The 18,331-nt window shown below is 41.7% G+C and carries 12 protein-coding genes; 5 read left to right on the forward strand and 7 right to left on the reverse strand.

Translation table 11 applies throughout. From position 1 onward, the window contains the following. Positions 1–3: 3 nt before the first annotated feature. Complete coding sequence (locus BMY70_RS07770) at positions 4–1,428, reverse strand: MBL fold metallo-hydrolase RNA specificity domain-containing protein (protein ID WP_090334232.1); 1,425 nt, start codon at positions 1,426–1,428, stop codon at positions 4–6. Between the two features lie 310 nt (positions 1,429–1,738). On the opposite strand from BMY70_RS07770, the gene dacB reads away from it, so the two are divergent. Next, entirely contained in the window at positions 1,739–3,184 is a 1,446-nt protein-coding gene (gene dacB / locus BMY70_RS07775; RefSeq protein ID WP_090334234.1) for a D-alanyl-D-alanine carboxypeptidase/D-alanyl-D-alanine endopeptidase, read from the forward strand. 10 nt (positions 3,185–3,194) lie between these two features. After that, positions 3,195–3,605, forward strand: a complete 411-nt coding sequence (locus BMY70_RS07780; RefSeq protein WP_090334237.1) for a GNAT family N-acetyltransferase — start codon at positions 3,195–3,197, stop codon at positions 3,603–3,605. 40 nt (positions 3,606–3,645) lie between these two features. On the opposite strand, the gene hslV is transcribed toward BMY70_RS07780, so the two are convergent. From hslV to BMY70_RS07805, 5 genes are all read right to left on the reverse strand, one after another. Further along, positions 3,646–4,188, reverse strand: coding sequence for an ATP-dependent protease subunit HslV (gene hslV / locus BMY70_RS07785; RefSeq protein ID WP_090334240.1), 543 nt, complete (start codon positions 4,186–4,188; stop codon positions 3,646–3,648). A 136-nt stretch (positions 4,189–4,324) separates the two neighbouring features. Next, positions 4,325–4,600 carry a hypothetical protein gene (locus BMY70_RS07790; protein ID WP_090334243.1) on the reverse strand — a complete coding sequence of 92 codons (276 nt, stop codon included), beginning with the start codon at positions 4,598–4,600 and terminating at the stop codon, positions 4,325–4,327. 27 nt (positions 4,601–4,627) lie between these two features. Next, positions 4,628–6,325, reverse strand: coding sequence for a pyruvate dehydrogenase complex dihydrolipoamide acetyltransferase (locus BMY70_RS07795; RefSeq protein ID WP_090334246.1), 1,698 nt, complete (start codon positions 6,323–6,325; stop codon positions 4,628–4,630). A gap of 117 nt (positions 6,326–6,442) precedes the next feature. Then, positions 6,443–8,230, reverse strand: coding sequence for a translation elongation factor 4 (lepA, locus tag BMY70_RS07800; RefSeq protein ID WP_090334786.1), 1,788 nt, complete (start codon positions 8,228–8,230; stop codon positions 6,443–6,445). Between the two features lie 49 nt (positions 8,231–8,279). Further along, on the reverse strand, positions 8,280–9,515 hold the full coding sequence (locus BMY70_RS07805; protein ID WP_090334787.1) for a DUF819 family protein: 1,236 nt from the start codon (positions 9,513–9,515) through the stop codon (positions 8,280–8,282). A 401-nt stretch (positions 9,516–9,916) separates the two neighbouring features. Between BMY70_RS07805 and BMY70_RS07810 the strand changes: the two genes are divergently transcribed. The 3 genes from BMY70_RS07810 (at position 9,917) to BMY70_RS07820 (ending at position 16,158) form a co-directional block, all read left to right on the forward strand. Beyond that, positions 9,917–12,229, forward strand: coding sequence for a TonB-dependent receptor (locus BMY70_RS07810; RefSeq protein WP_229209518.1), 2,313 nt, complete (start codon positions 9,917–9,919; stop codon positions 12,227–12,229). Between the two features lie 202 nt (positions 12,230–12,431). Next, positions 12,432–12,881, forward strand: a complete 450-nt coding sequence (locus BMY70_RS07815; protein ID WP_090334248.1) for a response regulator — start codon at positions 12,432–12,434, stop codon at positions 12,879–12,881. Between the two features lie 67 nt (positions 12,882–12,948). Next, the gene (locus BMY70_RS07820) at positions 12,949–16,158 is read left to right on the forward strand and encodes a PAS domain S-box protein (protein WP_090334250.1); all 3,210 of its coding nucleotides are present in this window, start codon (positions 12,949–12,951) and stop codon (positions 16,156–16,158) included. 18 nt (positions 16,159–16,176) lie between these two features. On the opposite strand, the gene BMY70_RS07825 is transcribed toward BMY70_RS07820, so the two are convergent. Beyond that, on the reverse strand, positions 16,177–18,321 hold the full coding sequence (locus BMY70_RS07825; protein WP_090334253.1) for an alpha-amylase family protein: 2,145 nt from the start codon (positions 18,319–18,321) through the stop codon (positions 16,177–16,179). Between the last annotated feature and the right edge of the window lie 10 nt (positions 18,322–18,331).

Genomic DNA, 18,331 nt, shown 5'->3' on the forward strand with positions numbered 1-18,331 from the left:
GTCTTAAAGTTCATAGGAGTGTCCCCGCAACGGTATTTCGACCGTTTTATAGCCAAATTCATTAATTTTACCCTGGAAATCAGTCATGCTTTGATGTTCGCCATGAACTAAGAAAACAGTCTTTAACTTTTCCGGATCCTGCATTTTCACAAATCGGATCAAGTCATTCTGGTCTCCGTGGCCGCTAAATACGTCAATTTTTTCAATATTAGCCAAGACGGGCAGCTTGTTTCCACGAATAGAAATGCTGTCTTGCCCATTTAAAAGCCTCCATCCCAACGTTCCTTCCGATGCATATCCGATCATCAAAATGGTTGCATAGGGGTTCCCGATGTTAGCTTCCACGTGTTGTTCAACTCTTCCTCCCTGAACCATTCCGGAGGATGAAATAATAATGCAGGGTTCGTTATAATTGGAAACGGCCCGGCTGGCATCCGAGCTTTCCAGATAAATCAGATTTTCGAAATCGAACAGGATATCGTTATCTGCATGGAAATTCCTGGCCTCTTTATTTAGCAGTCTGACATACCGCTGATAAACTTTCGTGCTACTGTGCGCCAAAGGACTATCCGAAAACACTTTCAAATTAGGAAAAGCGTGATCGGCGTAAATTTTATTTAAAGTAAAAAGTAAAGCCTGAGTCCGGCCAACACTGAAAGATGGAATAATCAACCTGCCAGGAATATCGATACATGTTCGTTTGATCACATCAGCAAGAGCCTCCGCGGGAGAGCTCAAATCTTCATGCAGACGATTTCCATAAGTCGATTCGCAAACCAGATAATCGACTTGCGGTACTTCCTGGGGATCAATCAGCAACGGATAATTGCTGCGTCCGATATCTCCGGAAAAACAGATTTTTTTCTTTTCGCCGTTTTCAGTAACCTCCACAACAATATGTGCCGCGCCCAGTAAATGGCCAGCTGCATAAAAAGTAATCGCTACGTGGTCGGCAATACGGTAACGCTGGCCAAAAGAAACGGGGACAAAATTATCAAGTGCCTCGATGACGTTTTTTTCTACAAAATAATCGCGCGGAACATCTTTTCTTTTACGACCTCTTTTTTTATTGGAAGAACCATTTTGGGCATTCAACCTTTTTTGATGCAAATGCGCTGCGTCCTTTAAAAGTAACGAAGTTAGCGCCAGGGTTGGTTCTGTACATACAACTCTGCCTTCAAAACCTTCTTTGAATAAATTGGGAATGTTTCCGGAATGGTCAATATGTGCATGCGTAAGCAGCACTGTATTTATTAAGCTTGCATCAAAAGGGAAAACACTTTTTTGTTCGTCATAGCGTGTTCTTCTGTCTTTTTCATCTAAATCAAAGTCCGAGCCGCAGTCAATCAAAATCCGGTAATCGTCTGTTTCAAGCAGAAACATACTACCGGTAACTTGCTGGGCGGCTCCCCAAAATGTCAATTTCATGTTTTATGTAATACTGTGAATATCTATATTGTGATTTCTCCCCAAGTGCGAAAAATCAATATTATTTCGAATCGTAATCTTGTATTAAAAGATCAAGTTAAAGTAAAAATGCGAGTAGTAAAATTATGCCTGTAATAACGGCAATTGTTACGGAATATAATCATCTTAACTTAAACATTTAACTGCAAAAGTATCAAAAAAGAGGCGTAGAATTGCCGAACTCTGTATAGTTTAGCATGAGAATGTTTCATTTTTTTATTTGACCCAGACCGAAGAAAGATTTATGAAATTAAAATTAACCCTTTTCTGTATGCTGTTTACGCATTTTTTAAAGGGACAATCGATTGATAGTTTGGCTTTAACGGTTTTTAGCGATGCCGTATTGGAACTTCAAAACAGTGAATTAATACGAAATGGTACATTGTCTGTCAGCGTAAAATCCACATCAGATAAGAAAACAATTTTCGCAATAAATTCAGAAAAGTCACTTCCATCGGCTTCTATATTAAAACTGGTTAGCACGGCAACAATTTTGTCGGTGTTAGGTGGGGATTTTAGGTACCAGACTTTTCTGGAACATGATGGATTTTTCAACAAAGATACCTTGGTTGGAAATATCTATATCCGGGGAACGGGCGATCCGTCGCTGGGAAGTGATCGGTTTAAGGAGCATTTATCAAGTACGCAATTAATATCCCGCTGGACCGCTGCAATTCAAAAGACCGGAATTAAAGTTATCAAGGGAGATGTTATTGCGGACGCATCTTATTTTGATTCTAATACTTTGGCCGATAGCTGGGTCTGGGGTGATCTGGGAAATTATTACGGCGCCGGCGTTTCGGGACTTAATTTTAATGACAATCAATACCGGATACGATTCAAGCCCGGAGCAGGCGAGGGAGACCCAGCGACATTTCTGGGAATTGAGCCGGCAATTCCCTATCTGACTTTTAATAATTTAGTTACAACCGGAGAAAGAGGGTCGGGAGACAAAACCATCGTCTATGGAAGTCCGCTTAGCACGAATGTCGTTTTGACAGGCACTGTTCCAAGAGGAGTAACGACCTTTTCGGTTAAAGGTTCAATTCCTGATCCTGGCGCCTTTACGGCATATGCATTAAGACAAAATCTTGCTTCTGCTATTAAGATTATTACAGAAACGACACTGTTGAAAAGCCCAAAGCCGATGACACCGTTAACTTCGCGAAAGATTTTAGATGAGTATAAATCGCCTCCGTTAAGAGATATCTGTCAGCAAGCTAATTTTTGGAGTGTTAACCTTTACGCCGATTCATTTTTAAAAAAAGCGGGAAAAACGTTGGAAGGTAAATCAGATTATGATGATGCGGTAAAAGCAGTAACGAATTATTGGTGGAACAGAAAGGCAGATGTACGCGGCTTTTTCATAAAAGATGGTAGTGGTTTGTCGCCGTCAGGATCGTTGACTACGAATAATCTTACAGATATATTAAGTCTGGCGACCAAGGAAAAATCTTATCCTGACTTTTATAAAAGTATAGCAGTTTTAGGGGTAAACGGGACGGTTCGTAATCTGGGAAAAGGAACCAAAGCGGCGGGCAATATTAGGGCAAAAAGCGGTTCTATTGGCGGCACACGGGCTTATGCCGGTTACGTCACAACGAAATCAGGAGCGGTGTTAAGTTTTGCCTTGATTGCCAACAAATATCAACAGGAAAGCAGCCGGCTTGTTTCTGACGAGCTGGTCAGGATCATGACACTGCTTGCGCAATTATAAATTTAAAAAAATGAGTAGCGAGATTAAAATAGTGTCCGTACAAGATATTCTGCCAATCCGGCATAAAGTGCTTTGGCCTGACAAACCGTTTGAATTTGTAAAAGTTGAGGGAGATGAGGAAGGAATTCACTTCGGACTTTATGAGGATTCCATACTGGTAACGATCATTTCTTTATTTGCAGAAGGCGAAAGTATAAGATTCAGGAAATTTGCAACGTTACCGGAATATCAAAACCGAGGCCTTGGCAAAAAGATGATTTTGCATGTAGTTAACTATGCCCAGGAAAATAATTTCAAAAGATTGTGGTGCGATGCAAGAACGGACGCGTTGAATTTTTATGAAAGGGTAGGTTTTAAAAAGTTTTCTGAGCCTTTCTACAAAGAAGCTATCGAATATTATAAAATTGAAAAAATATTGTAAATGAGAAAGCGGTTGGTTTTCAGCCGCTTTCTCATTGGTGTTATTGAACAACTTTTTCAATAACAAGATTGTGGTTTGTATAGATACAAAGATCAGCCGCAACGGTTAACCCTTCGCGGACCATTTCTTCTGCAGACAAGTGCGTAGCATGTTTTTTCAAGGCCTGTGCTGCCGATAAAGCAAAGTTCCCGCCAGAACCAATTGCTGCAATTCCATTTTCAGGTTCCAACACGTCACCAGTACCGGAAATTACAAGAATCTCATCTTTATTGGCTGTGATCATCATTGCTTCTAACTTACGCAAATAACGATCTGTTCTCCAATCTTTTGCAAGTTCTATCGCAGCACGCTTCATGTTGCCGCCATATGCGTTAAGTTTTTCTTCGAAACGTTCAAGAAGTGTAAAAGCGTCAGCGGTAGATCCTGCAAAACCTACGAGGATTTTGCCACCCATCAATGTCCTGATCTTTTTTACATTGCTTTTTGCTACTGTATTGCCCATCGTCGCCTGTCCGTCAGCACCCAGTGAAACAGTGCCATTGTGAAGTACGCCAAGGACGGTGGTTGCATGTATTTTTTCCATAGTGTAATTGTGGATTCTAAATGATATCTGCCAAACGGGCAGAAATTTAATCTGTCATTAAAACAAAAGTGCCAGGCTATAAAACCTGACACTTTTGACATTATTGTATTTTATGAACTGAAATCATTTCGAAAAACTAGTTTTTGTTTTTCAGAAAGTTTGAGATGGATTTAAGCTCCTGCCTGGATTTCTCATTTTCAATGAGTCTTCTCTTTATTTCAGAATTAGTATCCATTTTTCCAACCGTTCGATCCGTTCTTTGATCTAATTTTTCAGCGACTTCGTCTAATTTTTCAACAATTCCGCCTAGCAATCCAGTTATCTTATCTAACCTTTCATCCATTTCATCTAACCTCTTACTTATTTCAGCAATTAGCGGTTCAATCTGATTTAAACGGTCACCTGATTTCATATTTAGTGTGTGTTTGTAATTATAACATTAAACCAACATGCTCATCGGCTCTTCCAACAGCTTTTTCACAGTGTTCAGGAACTGAGCAGCAAGTGCTCCGTCAACAACACGGTGATCAGCAGAAAGTGTAACCTTCATAATGTTGGTTGGGTATACAGTTCCATCTTCTTTGAAAGCTGCAACTTTTTTGATACCACCAATAGCCAGGATGCAAGAATCTGGTGGGTTGATGATCGCTGTAAATTCATCTACACCAAACATACCCAGGTTAGAAATTGAGAATGTGTTTCCTTCCCAATCCTTTGGCTGCAATTTTTTATCTTTTGCTTTACCGGCAAAATCTTTTACTTCCGAAGAAATCGTAGAAAGATTTTTCTTGTCAGCATCACGGATCACAGGAACCAAGAGTCCTTCGTCAACCGCAACGGCAACGCCGATATTTACATAATTGTATTTTCTGATTTTATCTCCTAACCATGCAGAGTTAACGGCAGGATGTTGTTTCAATGCAATCGCGCAAGCCTTGATCACGAAGTCATTGAACGAGATTTTAGCAGGGCTAACTTCATTCAATTGCGGACGTAATGCCATTGCTTTGTCCATCACGATTTCCATGGTAACATAGAAATGCGGTGCAGTGAACAAGCTGTCGCTCAAACGACGTGCAATCGTTTTACGCATTTGAGAAACTGGTGTGTCGACAAAATCTCCGTTTGCAGGTGCAGCAGCAGGTTGTGCTTCTGGTTTCGAGGCAGGAGCAGCCGGTTCGGCAGCTTTTGCAGGCGCAGCTTCTGTTTTCGCAGCCGGTTTGAACTCATCAACATCACGTTTTACGATACGGCCATTGTCGCCGCTTCCTGAAACCTGATCGATATTGATTCCTTTTTCTTCCGCCAGACGACGTGCAAGGGGAGAAGCCTTAATGCGTTCTCCTGAGTCTGCAACTGATGTCGATTTGTCGGCTTCCGCAGATGCAGCAGCTTCTTCCGTTTTGGCAGCAGGAGCCGCTTCAGGAGCATCCACTCCGGGTTCTGCTTCTCCGTTTTCACGGGCAAGCAAAGCTTCAACGTTTGATCCTTCTTCACCAATAACAGCGATAATTCCGTCAACCGGAACCGCTTCACCTTCTTTGATACCCACATAAAGTAAAGTACCATCTTCATATGCTTCAAGCTCCATCGTAGCTTTGTCGGTTTCGACTTCCGCCAGAATGTCTCCTGATTTTACTTTATCTCCAACTTTTTTCTGCCATGAAACCAAAGTTCCCTCTTCCATCGTATCGCTCATTTTTGGCATACGAACCACGGCAGCATTGATTTTTTCAGTAGATTTTGCAGCAGGTGCAGCCGGCGCTTTTTCAGCAGTCGGTGTTGCAGTTTCTACCGCTTTTTCCGGAGCAGGTTCTTCTTTCGGTGCTTCTGCTTTGCCATTGCTGGCAGCAGCTCCATTTCCACCACCTTCTTCCAGTAATGATTTATAATCTTCACCTTTTTCACCTACAACAGCCATTATGCCATCAATAGGTACAGCATCGCCTTTTTTAACGCCTATATAAAGAAGAGTACCATCATAATACGATTCAAGATCCATAGTAGCTTTGTCGGTCTCGACTTCGGCTATAATTTCACCGGATTTGATTACATCACCAACTTGTTTGTGCCATTCTGCAATAACACCTTCTTCCATGGTGTCGCTCATCTTGGGCATACGGATTACTTCTGCCATATCGGTATTTGTCGTATTTTAGTTTCTTGGGTATTACAAATAGATTCGAGTCAAATTTACAACAAAAGGCTTACGAAGCACTTTCTTTTGTTATTAAATTATAACGCTGCTTTCGATTTAATTAATCTTTAATACAGCCATAAATGCTTCCTGCGGTATTTCTACATTACCAACCTGACGCATACGTTTCTTCCCTTTTTTCTGCTTTTCGAGCAGTTTACGCTTACGGGAAATATCACCCCCATAACATTTTGCCAATACGTCTTTACGCATCGCTTTCACTGTTTCACGTGCGATAATCTTCTGACCAATAGCGGCCTGGATCGCGATCTCAAACATTTGACGGGGAATCAGTTCACGCAATTTCTCGCAAAGTTTTTTACCCCATTCGTACGCTTTCGTTCTGTGAACAATCGCCGACAAAGCATCAACTGGTTCACCGTTAAGCATTACGTCAAGTTTCACCATATCGGATTCTTCGTATCCGGCCAGGTCATAATCCAGAGATGCATAACCTTTTGAAATTGTTTTCAGTTTGTCAAAAAAGTCAAAAACAACTTCGGCAAGTGGTAATCTGAATTGTAATTCTACACGCTCAGCAGTCAGATAAACCTGATTTTTCAACATCCCGCGCTTATCCATACAAAGTGTAAGGATCGGGCCGATGTAATCAGATTTTGTGATAATCTGTGCGTTGATATATGGTTCTTCAATCCAGTTGATAAGATTCGGTTCCGGCATTTCTGAAGGAGCACTGATATTGATCAACTGGTCTTTTGTATTGGTTATCCTAAACTGAACCGAAGGAACCGTTGTAATAACCGTCATATCAAATTCACGCTCCAGACGTTCCTGAACGATTTCCATGTGCAGCATACCGAGGAACCCGCAACGGAAACCAAAACCAAGTGCCGCAGATGTTTCAGGTTCCCAAACCAAAGCGGCATCGTTCAGCTGAAGTTTTTCCATTGCATCACGAAGTTCTTCAAATTCGGTGGTGTCAACCGGGTAAATACCGGCAAAAACCATCGGTTTTACTTCCGAGAAACCAACAATGGATTCAGAGGCCTGACGGTTTAAATGCGTGATCGTGTCACCCACTTTTACCTCTTTGGCCACTTTAATTCCGGAAATCAGGTAACCTACATCACCACATTCAACCACCTGTTTTGGTATCTGAACCAAACCGAGTGTTCCAATTTCATCAGCAAAATATTCCTTGCCGGTGTTCATGAATTTTACTTTATCACCTTTTTTGATACTTCCGTTTTTGATACGGAATATTACTTCAATACCGCGGTATGAGTTAAAAACTGAATCAAAGATCAGTGCCTGCAAAGGAGCTTCCGGATCACCAACCGGTGCGGGAACTCTCTCAATGATCGCATCCAGGATTTCTCTGATACCAATTCCTTCTTTTCCACTTGCCGGAATTATATCGTCACGGTCGCAACCCAGCAGATCAACCATTTCATCCTTGATTTCCTCGGGTCTTGCACCCGGTAAGTCTACTTTATTCAGTACCGGAATGATGGTCAGGTTATGATTTATCGCAAGATATAAGTTTGATATAGTTTGCGCTTCTGTACCCTGTGAAGCATCAACGAGCAGTAGTGCACCTTCACATGCAGCAATCGAACGGGAGACTTCATAAGAAAAATCGACGTGTCCCGGCGTATCAATCAGGTTGAGTGTGAATTCCTCTCCTTTGTAAAGATAAGTCATCTGGATCGCGTGGCTCTTGATTGTGATGCCGCGTTCGCGTTCCAAATCCATATTGTCAAGGAGCTGAGCCTGCATGTCGCGGTTGGATACCGTTTTGGTAAATTCCAACAGACGATCTGCCAGGGTACTTTTTCCGTGGTCAATATGGGCAATAATGCAAAAATTACGAATGTTCTTCATGAAAATAATTATATAGGCCGACAAAATTACATGCCTAAACTTTCAAATCCTACATTTCGCTAACCCACTGCATCATAAGTGCAGAAAGATATCCTCCGTACGTGCCTATAGCGTATCCTAAAATCGCTAATAAAATGCCGACAGACGCCAGCGAAGGATGAAAAGCGGCTGCGACGACGGAGGCTGAAGCAGAACCGCCAACATTGGCCTGACTGGAAACGGCCAGAAAGAAATAAGGGATTTTCAATAGTCGTGCTACCAGAATAATTAATCCTGCGTGAACCATCATCCAGATCAGCCCAATCGCAAAAAGTCCGGGGTTATCGGCAACTGATCCTAAATCCATCTGCATGCCTATGGTTGCAACCAAAATGTAAAGAAACACACTTCCCAATTTTGAGGCTCCAACATTTTCCAGTTTTCGTAAAGGTGTAAAAGACAGAATGATTCCAATGAGTGTGACCAATCCGGTTATCCAGAAGAAGCTGGAAGTGAGACTGTATTTTTCCAGTGATGGATAATTTGTGCTCAGATAAGGTGTAATTATTTCTGCCAGAAAATGAGCAATTCCAGTAGCACCCAGGCCAACGGCGCCGAGATATATAAAATCTTTCGTAGCCGGAATTTTCTGATTATTTTGCTGATATACTTCGAGATGATTTTTAATTTCATCAATTCCACTGCTATCTGCTTTCAGAAATCGATCTATTTTTGTCGTGAATCCTGCACCATATATTAAAACGGCCATCCATAATTCTGCCGTAATCACATCGACAGCAACGATTTGTGAAAACAAACGGTCGCTTGGTTTGAAAACTTCCCGCAAGGCTGTTTGGTTTGCGCCTCCGCCAATCCAGCTTCCGGCAATGGTTGCCAATCCTCGCCAGATCGCATCAGCACCTTCGCCGGCAACCGTTTCAGGACTTATTTTTCCAACAATAAAAAGAGCTACGGGACCACCGATGATGATTCCGAAGGATCCGACCAACATCATAATAATGGCTGGCGGACCAAGTTTTGCCAGTGCTTTCCAATCCATTCCAAGGGTGAAAAGGACAAGACAGGCAGGTAATAAATACCTGGAAACAACAGGATATAGCTGTGATCCGGCTCCGTTAATTACACCGAAAGAGTTAAGTAAACCAGGGATGAAATAGCAAAGCAATAAAGGAGGGAAAATTCCATAGAATCGTTGCCAGCCCTTTTGAGAAAGAGAAGCTGTGTAAAATACCATTGCAAGTATCACCATTAGTAATCCTAAAACGGTCGCATCATTTTGCAGCATATTTTTATTTTTCAGGGTCAGGAAAGCGATTGAATTTCCCAAATATATCAATTTCAATTCCGTGTAGACAAAATATTACATACAGATATTAGACATGAGGATTTTGAAGGAACAATCAAATTCACAATTTGGATATATTGTCATTATCTATAAATATTCAGAGTAAATCCAGTGGTTTAATGGGTTTTACAGTAAATAAAATTATAAACCCGGGTAAAGATTCGATGACTAAACCATTACAAACAATTGCGGGCTCGGCAGAGAGGAGTTTTTATTTATATTCAGATCATTTATCACGGCGGATAAACCATATATCTGGTTTAGTAATTCTATTATTTTTTTTAACTCCGTTTTATTTAATTGCTCAAACGGGCGAAAAATTTTCTGTCAAAGGAAAAATAATGGACAATCAGAATAATTCGGCGTTGGCATATGCAAGTATCCGCTTGTTTAAAGTTTCTGACAGCACGTTTGTGACAGGCGCCATCACCGATGAAACCGGATCTTTTATTGTGGAAATTGGCGCAGGAAAATACTACGGATTATCTGAGTTCATTGGCTACAATGCGCGAAAAACTTCTGGTATCAATGTCAATAATTTGCCGCTGGATATTGGTGTGATTAAATTAACAGCTTCCGCAAAAACTTTGGATGAGGTAGTAGTACAGGGTGAGAAAAGCACAATGGAACTGGCGTTGGATAAAAAAGTTTTTAACGTCGGAAAGGATTTAGCCAATGCAGGCGGAACAGGTGTTGATATTTTAACAAATATCCCTTCGGTGGCGGTGGATGTAGAGGGAAATGTAAGTTTGAGAGGAAGCAATAACGTCCGTATACTTATAGACGGTAAACCATCCGGACTGGTAAGCTTGAAGGGCGGAAGCGGTTTGCAGCAGTTACAAGGCAGTATGATCGAGCGTGTTGAGATTATTACAAATCCATCTGCACGTTATGAAGCGGAAGGTATGGGGGGAATTATTAATATTGTTTTGAAGAAAGAGAGGAAAGAGGGCTTTAATGGATCTTTCGATGTAATAACCGGAAATCCGACCAACTTTGGTGCTGCCGCAAACGTAAATTACCGCAAGAAAAACCTTAATTTCTTTGTTAACTACACAGTTTCTTATCGAAATACACCAGGAAGAAACTCACAGAACCAGCAGCTTTTCCGGAATGATTCCACTTTTATCACATTGAAAGATATGGAAAGCCATCTGAAGGGCCAGAACAATAGTGCGCGTGCGGGAATTGACTATTATTTCAACGATAAAAATGTTCTGACAGGATCTTATACTTATCGGTTGAGTAAAGGAAAACGCTTTTCCGAAATCAATTACCGTGACTATTTATCCAATTTAAGTAATCTGACAAGCACCACTTACCGGACTCAAGACGAAACTGAAACTGAGCCTAACTCAGAGTATGCCATCAATTATAAAAAAACTTTTAAGAAAAAGGGGCAGGAGTTGACGGCTGATGTACGGTACCTTGACAACTGGGAAGATTCGGATCAGTATTACAGAGAAAAATCTTTTAAGCCTGACGGAGGAGCTTCGGACGTCCCGCCAACTTTGCAGCGTGCTGTTAATTATGAAACGGAAAAACAATGGTTGTTCCAAGTCGATTATGTGCATCCTTTCGGGAAAAACGGAAAACTGGAAGCAGGCGCAAGAAGCAGTTCACGCGATATGACCAATGATTACACTGTGACGCAGGAAAATAACGACGGCAGTTTCAGCCCGATTCCAGGCCTTACGAACGACTTTTTATACGAAGAAAATATTAATGCGGCTTATGGGATCATGGGGAATAAAACAAATAAATTCTCGTATCAAATTGGCTTAAGAGCGGAATGGACTGGGGTGACAACAACTTTAAAGCAGACAAATGAAGTAAACGACCGAAAATACGCTAATTTGTTTCCAAGTCTTCATGTAACTTACGATTTACCAAAACAGAATGCATTGCAGTTGAGTTTTAGCCGGCGTGTCCGTCGTCCGCAGTATAATGATCTGAGTCCGTTTATGACCTATAGTGACAACCGGAATTATTTCAGTGGAAACCCTGATCTGAATCCTGAGTTTACGAATGCATTTGAAATCGGGCATATCAAATATGTGGAAAAAGGCTCCATCAGTTCATCGCTATATTACCGGCATACCAATGGTAAAATTATTAGTATCCGGCGGGTTGAAGAGAACGGGAATTCTTACACACGTCCGGAAAATCTTGGTACTGAAAATTCTTACGGAGCCGAATTTACAAGTTCATACTCTTTCTACCAATGGTGGAAAATGGATGGAAGTGTCAATTTTTTCCGTGCGATCACGAATGGAACAGGGCTTGACGAAACTTTTAAAAGTGATACGTATAGCTGGTTCGTGCGTGCAACTTCACGTTTTACCTTGTGGAAAAACACTGATCTGCAATTCCGTGGAAACTATGAAGCACCACAGCAGACGCCTCAGGGAAGAAGAAAATCTCTGGCGACACTGGATATCGCGGCAAGTCGCGACGTGTTGAAAAATAACGGCACATTGACGCTAAGTATAACCGATGTTTTCAATTCCCGTAAGTACAGGTCAATTTTGGAAGGAACAAATTTTTATACCACTACCAGCGCACAAGGCAGATTAAGACAAATAAATTTAACGCTGAATTACCGTTTACATCAGGCGAAGAAGAAAAAAGAACTGGGAGAAGGTGAATTTTAATTCGCTGATTTTCAGGCACAAATCAGGGGGGTTTAAAATATAACTGTGTTAACAAACGTTAATACTTGTTTAACGATCAGTATTGATTTATAAAAGATGCAACTTTACAGGCTTTTTATTGTTGTTTCCAAATGATCGTTAGTAAATTGTCAACCGAATGATGGCAAAGCAACGTTACAACCAATAACTGAACCGCCTTTTTATGAGTGATAATTCAAGAAAATACATCTTCCTGGCCGATGACGATGAGGATGATTGCATGTTATTTGAGGACGCGTTAAGAGAGGTGAATGCATCAACCGAACTTGCCACGGCAAATGATGGCGTGGAGTTGATGAACCTGCTTGGCAAAACTGTTCCGCCACCACCGGATGTAATCTTTCTCGATCTTAATATGCCTAAGAAAAATGGATTCGAATGTCTTGCAGAAATCAGAAATTCACAGCAGTACAAAAATATTCCGGTAGTAATTTTCTCGACAACAGGTGAGGAAGAGGCTATTAATAAGTTATACGAACAAGGCGCCAATTATTTTGTCAGAAAACCCGGTTCATTTCCCAAATTAAAATCTGCCATTCAGCGTATTCTGGCGATTGATTGGGGAAAAGGCGGCGTGAATACTTATAAAGAGAATTTTTATTTTCAATATTAGATATCCCTATTGTCCGCTGCCGATAGGTTATCAGACTTATTTATCAGCCGGAAAATAGGATAAAAGTATGGATTTACTCGAACTGGATTTTGAGCGAGCCAAGGCGAAGCATCTTTTATTTAAAACCAACCTACGTTCTTACTTGTATGGTCTGCCGGTAGACGAAACCGAGCTTACAAATCATAAAGATTGCGCGGTCGGGAAATGGGTGTACAATTTTGCGCTGGCAAAATACGGACACATTTCCGAAATGCATGATCTGGAAAAGGTTCATCAGAAACTTCACATTTATGCTCTTGAGCTAGTCGGTTTATACAAAAATGGAGACGTAGAAAAAGCCCGGGATGGCCTGGCCACGATCGAACTTATCGCCAGCAATCTGACAACACTCTTGTCTGTTATTCAATTGAAGGTTAAATCAGAAAACCGGAACGGTGAGGAAGACGAAATTTCCCGCCAGCTCATTATTAATTACAACGAACTTCTTCAATTACAGGAATCACTTCTCGCGCTGGACGAGCGTGTAAAAGCAGAAATTGATAAAGCCTATTCAACGAAAAAACAGCTTGACGAAGGCGAAAAGAAATTCCGGAATACGATGATGCAGGCGCCGGTCGGCATTACCATTCTTCGGGGCTCTGATTTGATTGTCGAGATGGCTAATGACACTTATCTGCAGATTGTCGACAGAATTGAAGAGGAGTTTGTGGGTCGGTCGTTGTTTGAATCTCTGCCCGAGGTCAAGGAAGCGGTTAACCCGATTTTACAAAACATCCTCAAAACTGGCATTCCTTATTATGGAAATGAATTTGAGGTAACACTGATACGCGCAGGGATAGCTGAACAATGTTTTTTCAATTTTGTTTACCAACCTTTGCTTGAAGCTGACCAGTCGATCAGCGGCATTATTACAGTGGCGACCGAAGTCACCCAGCAAGTGCGGGCAAAACATGCGTTGCAGAGAAGTGAAAACCAATTCCGGAATCTGGTTATTCAGTCTCCGTTTGCCAAGGCAGTTTTCAAAGGCGAGGATATGGTGATAACAATCGCCAACGAAACGATGCTGCGCGATTTATGGAAGCGCGAAATCGAGGAGGTTCAAGGGAAAAAACTTCTTGACGTCTTTCCTGAGTTGACCGGACAGAAGTTTCCTGAAATTCTTGCCGGCGTTTATAAAAATGGAATAACGCACAGGGAAAACGAGGCTATGGCCTATGTAGAGAGTCGCGAAGGGGTCAAGAAATATTATCTTGATTTTCAATATTCACCGATGTTTGATCTGGATGGTTCAGTGTCGGGTGTGCTTGTGTCTGTCAATGACGTGACGGAAAAAGTGGAGGCGCGACAGATGGTCAGCGATTCGGTGGAGCGTTTGAGCCTTGCCACAGAGGGGACGCAACTGGCTACCTGGGATTTGAATTTACAAACCCGTTCCATTGTTTACACGCCTAGACTTAGCCAGATATTTGGTCAGGATGAGGGTAAAGTCTTGACACACTGGGATCTTCGTGATCAGATTCATCCCGACGATCGTGTCTCCATTGTTGAAAAAGCCTTCGAAGTGGCACTCCAAACAGGCATTTATTACTATGAAGCACGGATTATTCATCCGGATGATTCCGTACACTGGATCAGAACACAAGGCAAAATTATTTTTGATGAAAATCATAAACCTGCGCGGATGCTTGGGACGATGATGGATATCACTTCTCAAAAGCGTGCCGAAATTATTATCGAAGAAAGTGAAAAACGATATCGCGATCTTATCCAGACATTACCGGTTGCTGTTTACACCGTCGATGAAAATGGTTATGTGAATTTATTTAATAAGGCAGCGGTGAAATTGTGGGGAAGAGAGCCTGAATTGGGTAAAGAGTTGTGGTGCGGATCTTATGAAATGTATACGCTCGATGGTCAATTTTTGCCGCATGCGGAGTGCCCAATGGCAACCGCGCTGAAAGAAAAGAATGCTTTCACTGTGGAAGCCTATATAAAGCGGCCTGACGGAACGCTTAGAAATATCATTGCAAATCCGCAGCCTATTTACGATAGCAATGAAAATGTCACGGGCGCTATGAATGTAGTTGTTGATATTACGGATCGTAAAGAAGCAGAGTTTGCGTTGAAAACAAGTGAAACAAAATTCAGGACTTTGGCCGATTTTATGCCGCAGTTTATATGGACCGCTGATGCAGAGGGAAATCTGAATTACTTTAGTCAATCGGTTTTTAAATATTCAGGATTGCCATTTGCAGAAATCCAACAGAATGGATGGCTGGTTATTGTTCATCCTGACGATCGGGATGAAAATATCAAGGCCTGGAATGAGGCGGTGAAAAACGGTTTTGATTTCGCTTGCGAACACCGTTTCCGTCGCTATGATGGCGAATATCGCTGGCAGCTTAGCCGCGCAATTCCGCAACGTGACGCGGACGGAATTATCCAGATGTGGGTCGGGACGAGCACGGATATTCACGACAGTAAATTGTTTATCGACGAATTGGAATTAAAAGTTCAGCAGCGGACGCGGGAGCTGACAGTCATCAATGACGAATTAATACGGACGAATATCGAATTGGGCCAGTTCGCTTATGTGGCAAGTCACGATTTGCAGGAGCCTTTACGGAAAATTCAGACTTTCGCCACCCGCATTATGGAAACCGAGCACAGCAATTTGTCGGACCGGGGGAAGGATTATTTTAAAAGAATGCAGTCGTCCTCGACGCGGATGCAGCAGCTGATTGTGGATCTTCTCGCTTTTTCGAGGGCTAATGCCATTGAAAAGAATTTTGAAGAAACAGACCTGAATATATTACTTCAAAATGTGAAAGAACAGTTGCAGGAGAGCATTCAGCAAAGAGGGGCGATAATCCGGTGCACTCCCTTGCCAACGCTGAATGTCATTGTATACCAGTTCGAACAGCTTTTCACAAATCTGATTGCCAATGCCTTGAAATTTGTAAAAAATGAGACGATACCTTCTCTGAACATATCGGCGGGAATTATTTCTGGCAAAAATGCGGGTATTTCAGAACTTGACCCGCTGAAAAATTATCATTTTATTTCCTTTGCCGACAATGGAATAGGTTTCGATCCTCAGTTTAAAGATCGGATTTTTCAGGTTTTTCAACGGCTCCACAACAAAACTTCTTTTGAAGGAACAGGTATAGGCCTTGCAATTTGTAAGAAAATTGTTGACAATCATCAGGGGGCTATTACGGCTATCGGCAAACCGGGCCTAGGCGCAGAATTTATCGTTTATTTACCTGTTGCCTGATTTGTTAATGACTTTTATTTATTTGTCCATCACAATTCCATCAAATGCTTCCAGTTTCTCTAATTTAAATTCAAGGTACCCGGCTTTCCATGTAAATGGAATTGCTCTCCCACTTGTCATCGAAAATACCTTTGACGGTTTAAAATCAGATTTTACTTTAAATTTTATCCGGGAAACGGGAAGCGGAGGGAAATAAGTATTTCCACTAAATCCGGTCAGGTTGATTAAATGCAGGATCATGCCGTTTGCATCAGCGGCCGACTTTATTTCAGGTAGGTTTTTCTTATACTTTTGAAGGATAACTTCAATCCGGGCTGGCGCATCCGTCTGAATAATTTCAGTTGCTTCAGGATAAATATAGTCTATCACATCCAGTAAAATATTTTTATGTTCCTCATATCCATGCATGTAATAAAGTCGTCCAATATTGACCGGAAGCAAAGCAGCTTTACTTTTTGCATGACTTTTTAAACCCATAGCAAAACTTCCCGTCGGATCGTGTCCACCTATAATCTCCGGAGGTCCCGGTCTTCCTTTAGAAAGAATGGGCAGAAAAGTCTGGTCAGCAGCTTTGAAATCATAAAGCCCGAGATTAAATTTCCAGAAAAGCATTTTCTGCTTGTCAAATCGTTTGAATACAGATTTGTTATCCGGCTGCAAATAATTACCGCTGCCATCGTTATCGTTGTTCACAATTTTCGCTCCGAAAAGGTTGATAAGTGTTTCCGGCGAATCGAAAAACGCCTTATTGGTTGCGATCAGATTTGTACCATTTTCAGAAGCCTCCTTTAAAGTTTGCAAAGATGATTTGCTCAGATAGGTGATATCCGGAAGAATAAGCAATTTGTAATTTTTGACGGTTGACGAAAGATTACTGATCTGAGCATCTTCAATAATATCAAATGGAATATGCGCTTCCTTTAACATCAGCAAAATTCCTCGATATTCCTGCATCGTCGGACCACTTGGCCATGAACCCGGCGCGATCACTGCTATTTTGGCAACAGACTTATATTTCCCGAAATATTGTTCATGTTTTTTATGGTGTGCATAAACATTTTTAAAAACATCATAATTGCGTTCATCTTCGTAGCCGCGCAAATCGCCCATCATGCTCATGTCAAGGCCGGAACCGTTTGCAATATTTTCGTACAGACGGATACGGACCTCTTCCGGCTCAACTGCATTGTATCGGGATTGAAAAGAAATCTGCTGGATACTCGCATTGCTGATCACATGATTTGGATATGAACTTACGGCATTTCCCACGTTATCTGACGCCGTGTACGGCCAGTAAGGCAGAACCGTGCTGCTTTGTGATTCGTGACGGATTATATCCACATACTTGTCCATATAAGTACAAATCGCAATCTTATCGCTCTTCGATTTAATCAACGTATGGAGACGATGGGACCAGTCTTCGATTGTGAATTTTTTGAATTCCAGATATTTTTGAAATAACGGATCGGCTTTATTTTCTTCGGTTGGAAGCGACAAGCCTTTGCTATACTCTGCAAACCGCTTTTTATCATATTCGTTTTGATCAATTCCGTGATATTTTCCTTCGTATGGATTATTGACCTGATAACCCGGCATGTTCAGAAATATCCCGTCGACAGGAAATTTATCAATCACTTCTTCAATAATCTTGAAAGCTTTATCCTGAACATAGGGCGCATTGATGGAAACTACGTACATATCAGTGTTGATGATCCGTTCGCCTTTGGGAGAGACATAGCACCAGTCCGGGTGTGCTTTAAAAATGCTTTCCTGAACCCGGCTGAAATCAAACCGTACAATGACGCGAATGCCTTTTTCGTGACATTTTCTTACGATGTCACTGAGCATATTATTGTCTTTTAAGAAGGGATTGCGGTAGTGAAAGTCCAGCTCGGATGGATAAAAGGCCATGATACCACCAGCATTGATCAGAAGCGTATTGGCTGAAAAATCTTCCAGATCTTTCAGCAGAGAATCCGGATTCAGCGTTGCGGCTTCGTATGCCGGCAAATTGGTCTGGATAACTCTGAGATTATTCTGTTTCCACCAGGAAGTTGTATCCGTTTGCAGGATCGGTTTCGGCTGATTTGCCTTTTTTTGTGCAAAACACCATCCGCTTGAGAGCAGAAAGCAAATCAGGTAACGGAACGGAAAACTTCTCATTGGCGCTTTA

It is taken from the genome of Dyadobacter koreensis (genome assembly GCF_900108855.1).
Taxonomy (GTDB): Bacteria; Bacteroidota; Bacteroidia; order Cytophagales; family Spirosomataceae; genus Dyadobacter; species Dyadobacter koreensis.

What these genes read in the sequence shown, in the direction of transcription:
- BMY70_RS07770 (WP_090334232.1), bottom strand. Translation starts at nt 1,428, where the DNA reads ATGAAATTGACATTTTGGGGAGCCGCCCAGCAAGTTACCGGTAGTATG.
- dacB (WP_090334234.1), top strand. Translation starts at nt 1,739, where the DNA reads ATGCTGTTTACGCATTTTTTAAAGGGACAATCGATTGATAGTTTGGCT.
- BMY70_RS07780 (WP_090334237.1), top strand. Translation starts at nt 3,195, where the DNA reads ATGAGTAGCGAGATTAAAATAGTGTCCGTACAAGATATTCTGCCAATC.
- hslV (WP_090334240.1), bottom strand. Translation starts at nt 4,188, where the DNA reads ATGGAAAAAATACATGCAACCACCGTCCTTGGCGTACTTCACAATGGC.
- BMY70_RS07790 (WP_090334243.1), bottom strand. Translation starts at nt 4,600, where the DNA reads ATGAAATCAGGTGACCGTTTAAATCAGATTGAACCGCTAATTGCTGAA.
- BMY70_RS07795 (WP_090334246.1), bottom strand. Translation starts at nt 6,325, where the DNA reads ATGGCAGAAGTAATCCGTATGCCCAAGATGAGCGACACCATGGAAGAA.
- lepA (WP_090334786.1), bottom strand. Translation starts at nt 8,230, where the DNA reads ATGAAGAACATTCGTAATTTTTGCATTATTGCCCATATTGACCACGGA.
- BMY70_RS07805 (WP_090334787.1), bottom strand. Translation starts at nt 9,515, where the DNA reads ATGCTGCAAAATGATGCGACCGTTTTAGGATTACTAATGGTGATACTT.
- BMY70_RS07810 (WP_229209518.1), top strand. Translation starts at nt 9,917, where the DNA reads ATGGACAATCAGAATAATTCGGCGTTGGCATATGCAAGTATCCGCTTG.
- BMY70_RS07815 (WP_090334248.1), top strand. Translation starts at nt 12,432, where the DNA reads ATGAGTGATAATTCAAGAAAATACATCTTCCTGGCCGATGACGATGAG.
- BMY70_RS07820 (WP_090334250.1), top strand. Translation starts at nt 12,949, where the DNA reads ATGGATTTACTCGAACTGGATTTTGAGCGAGCCAAGGCGAAGCATCTT.
- BMY70_RS07825 (WP_090334253.1), bottom strand. Translation starts at nt 18,321, where the DNA reads ATGAGAAGTTTTCCGTTCCGTTACCTGATTTGCTTTCTGCTCTCAAGC.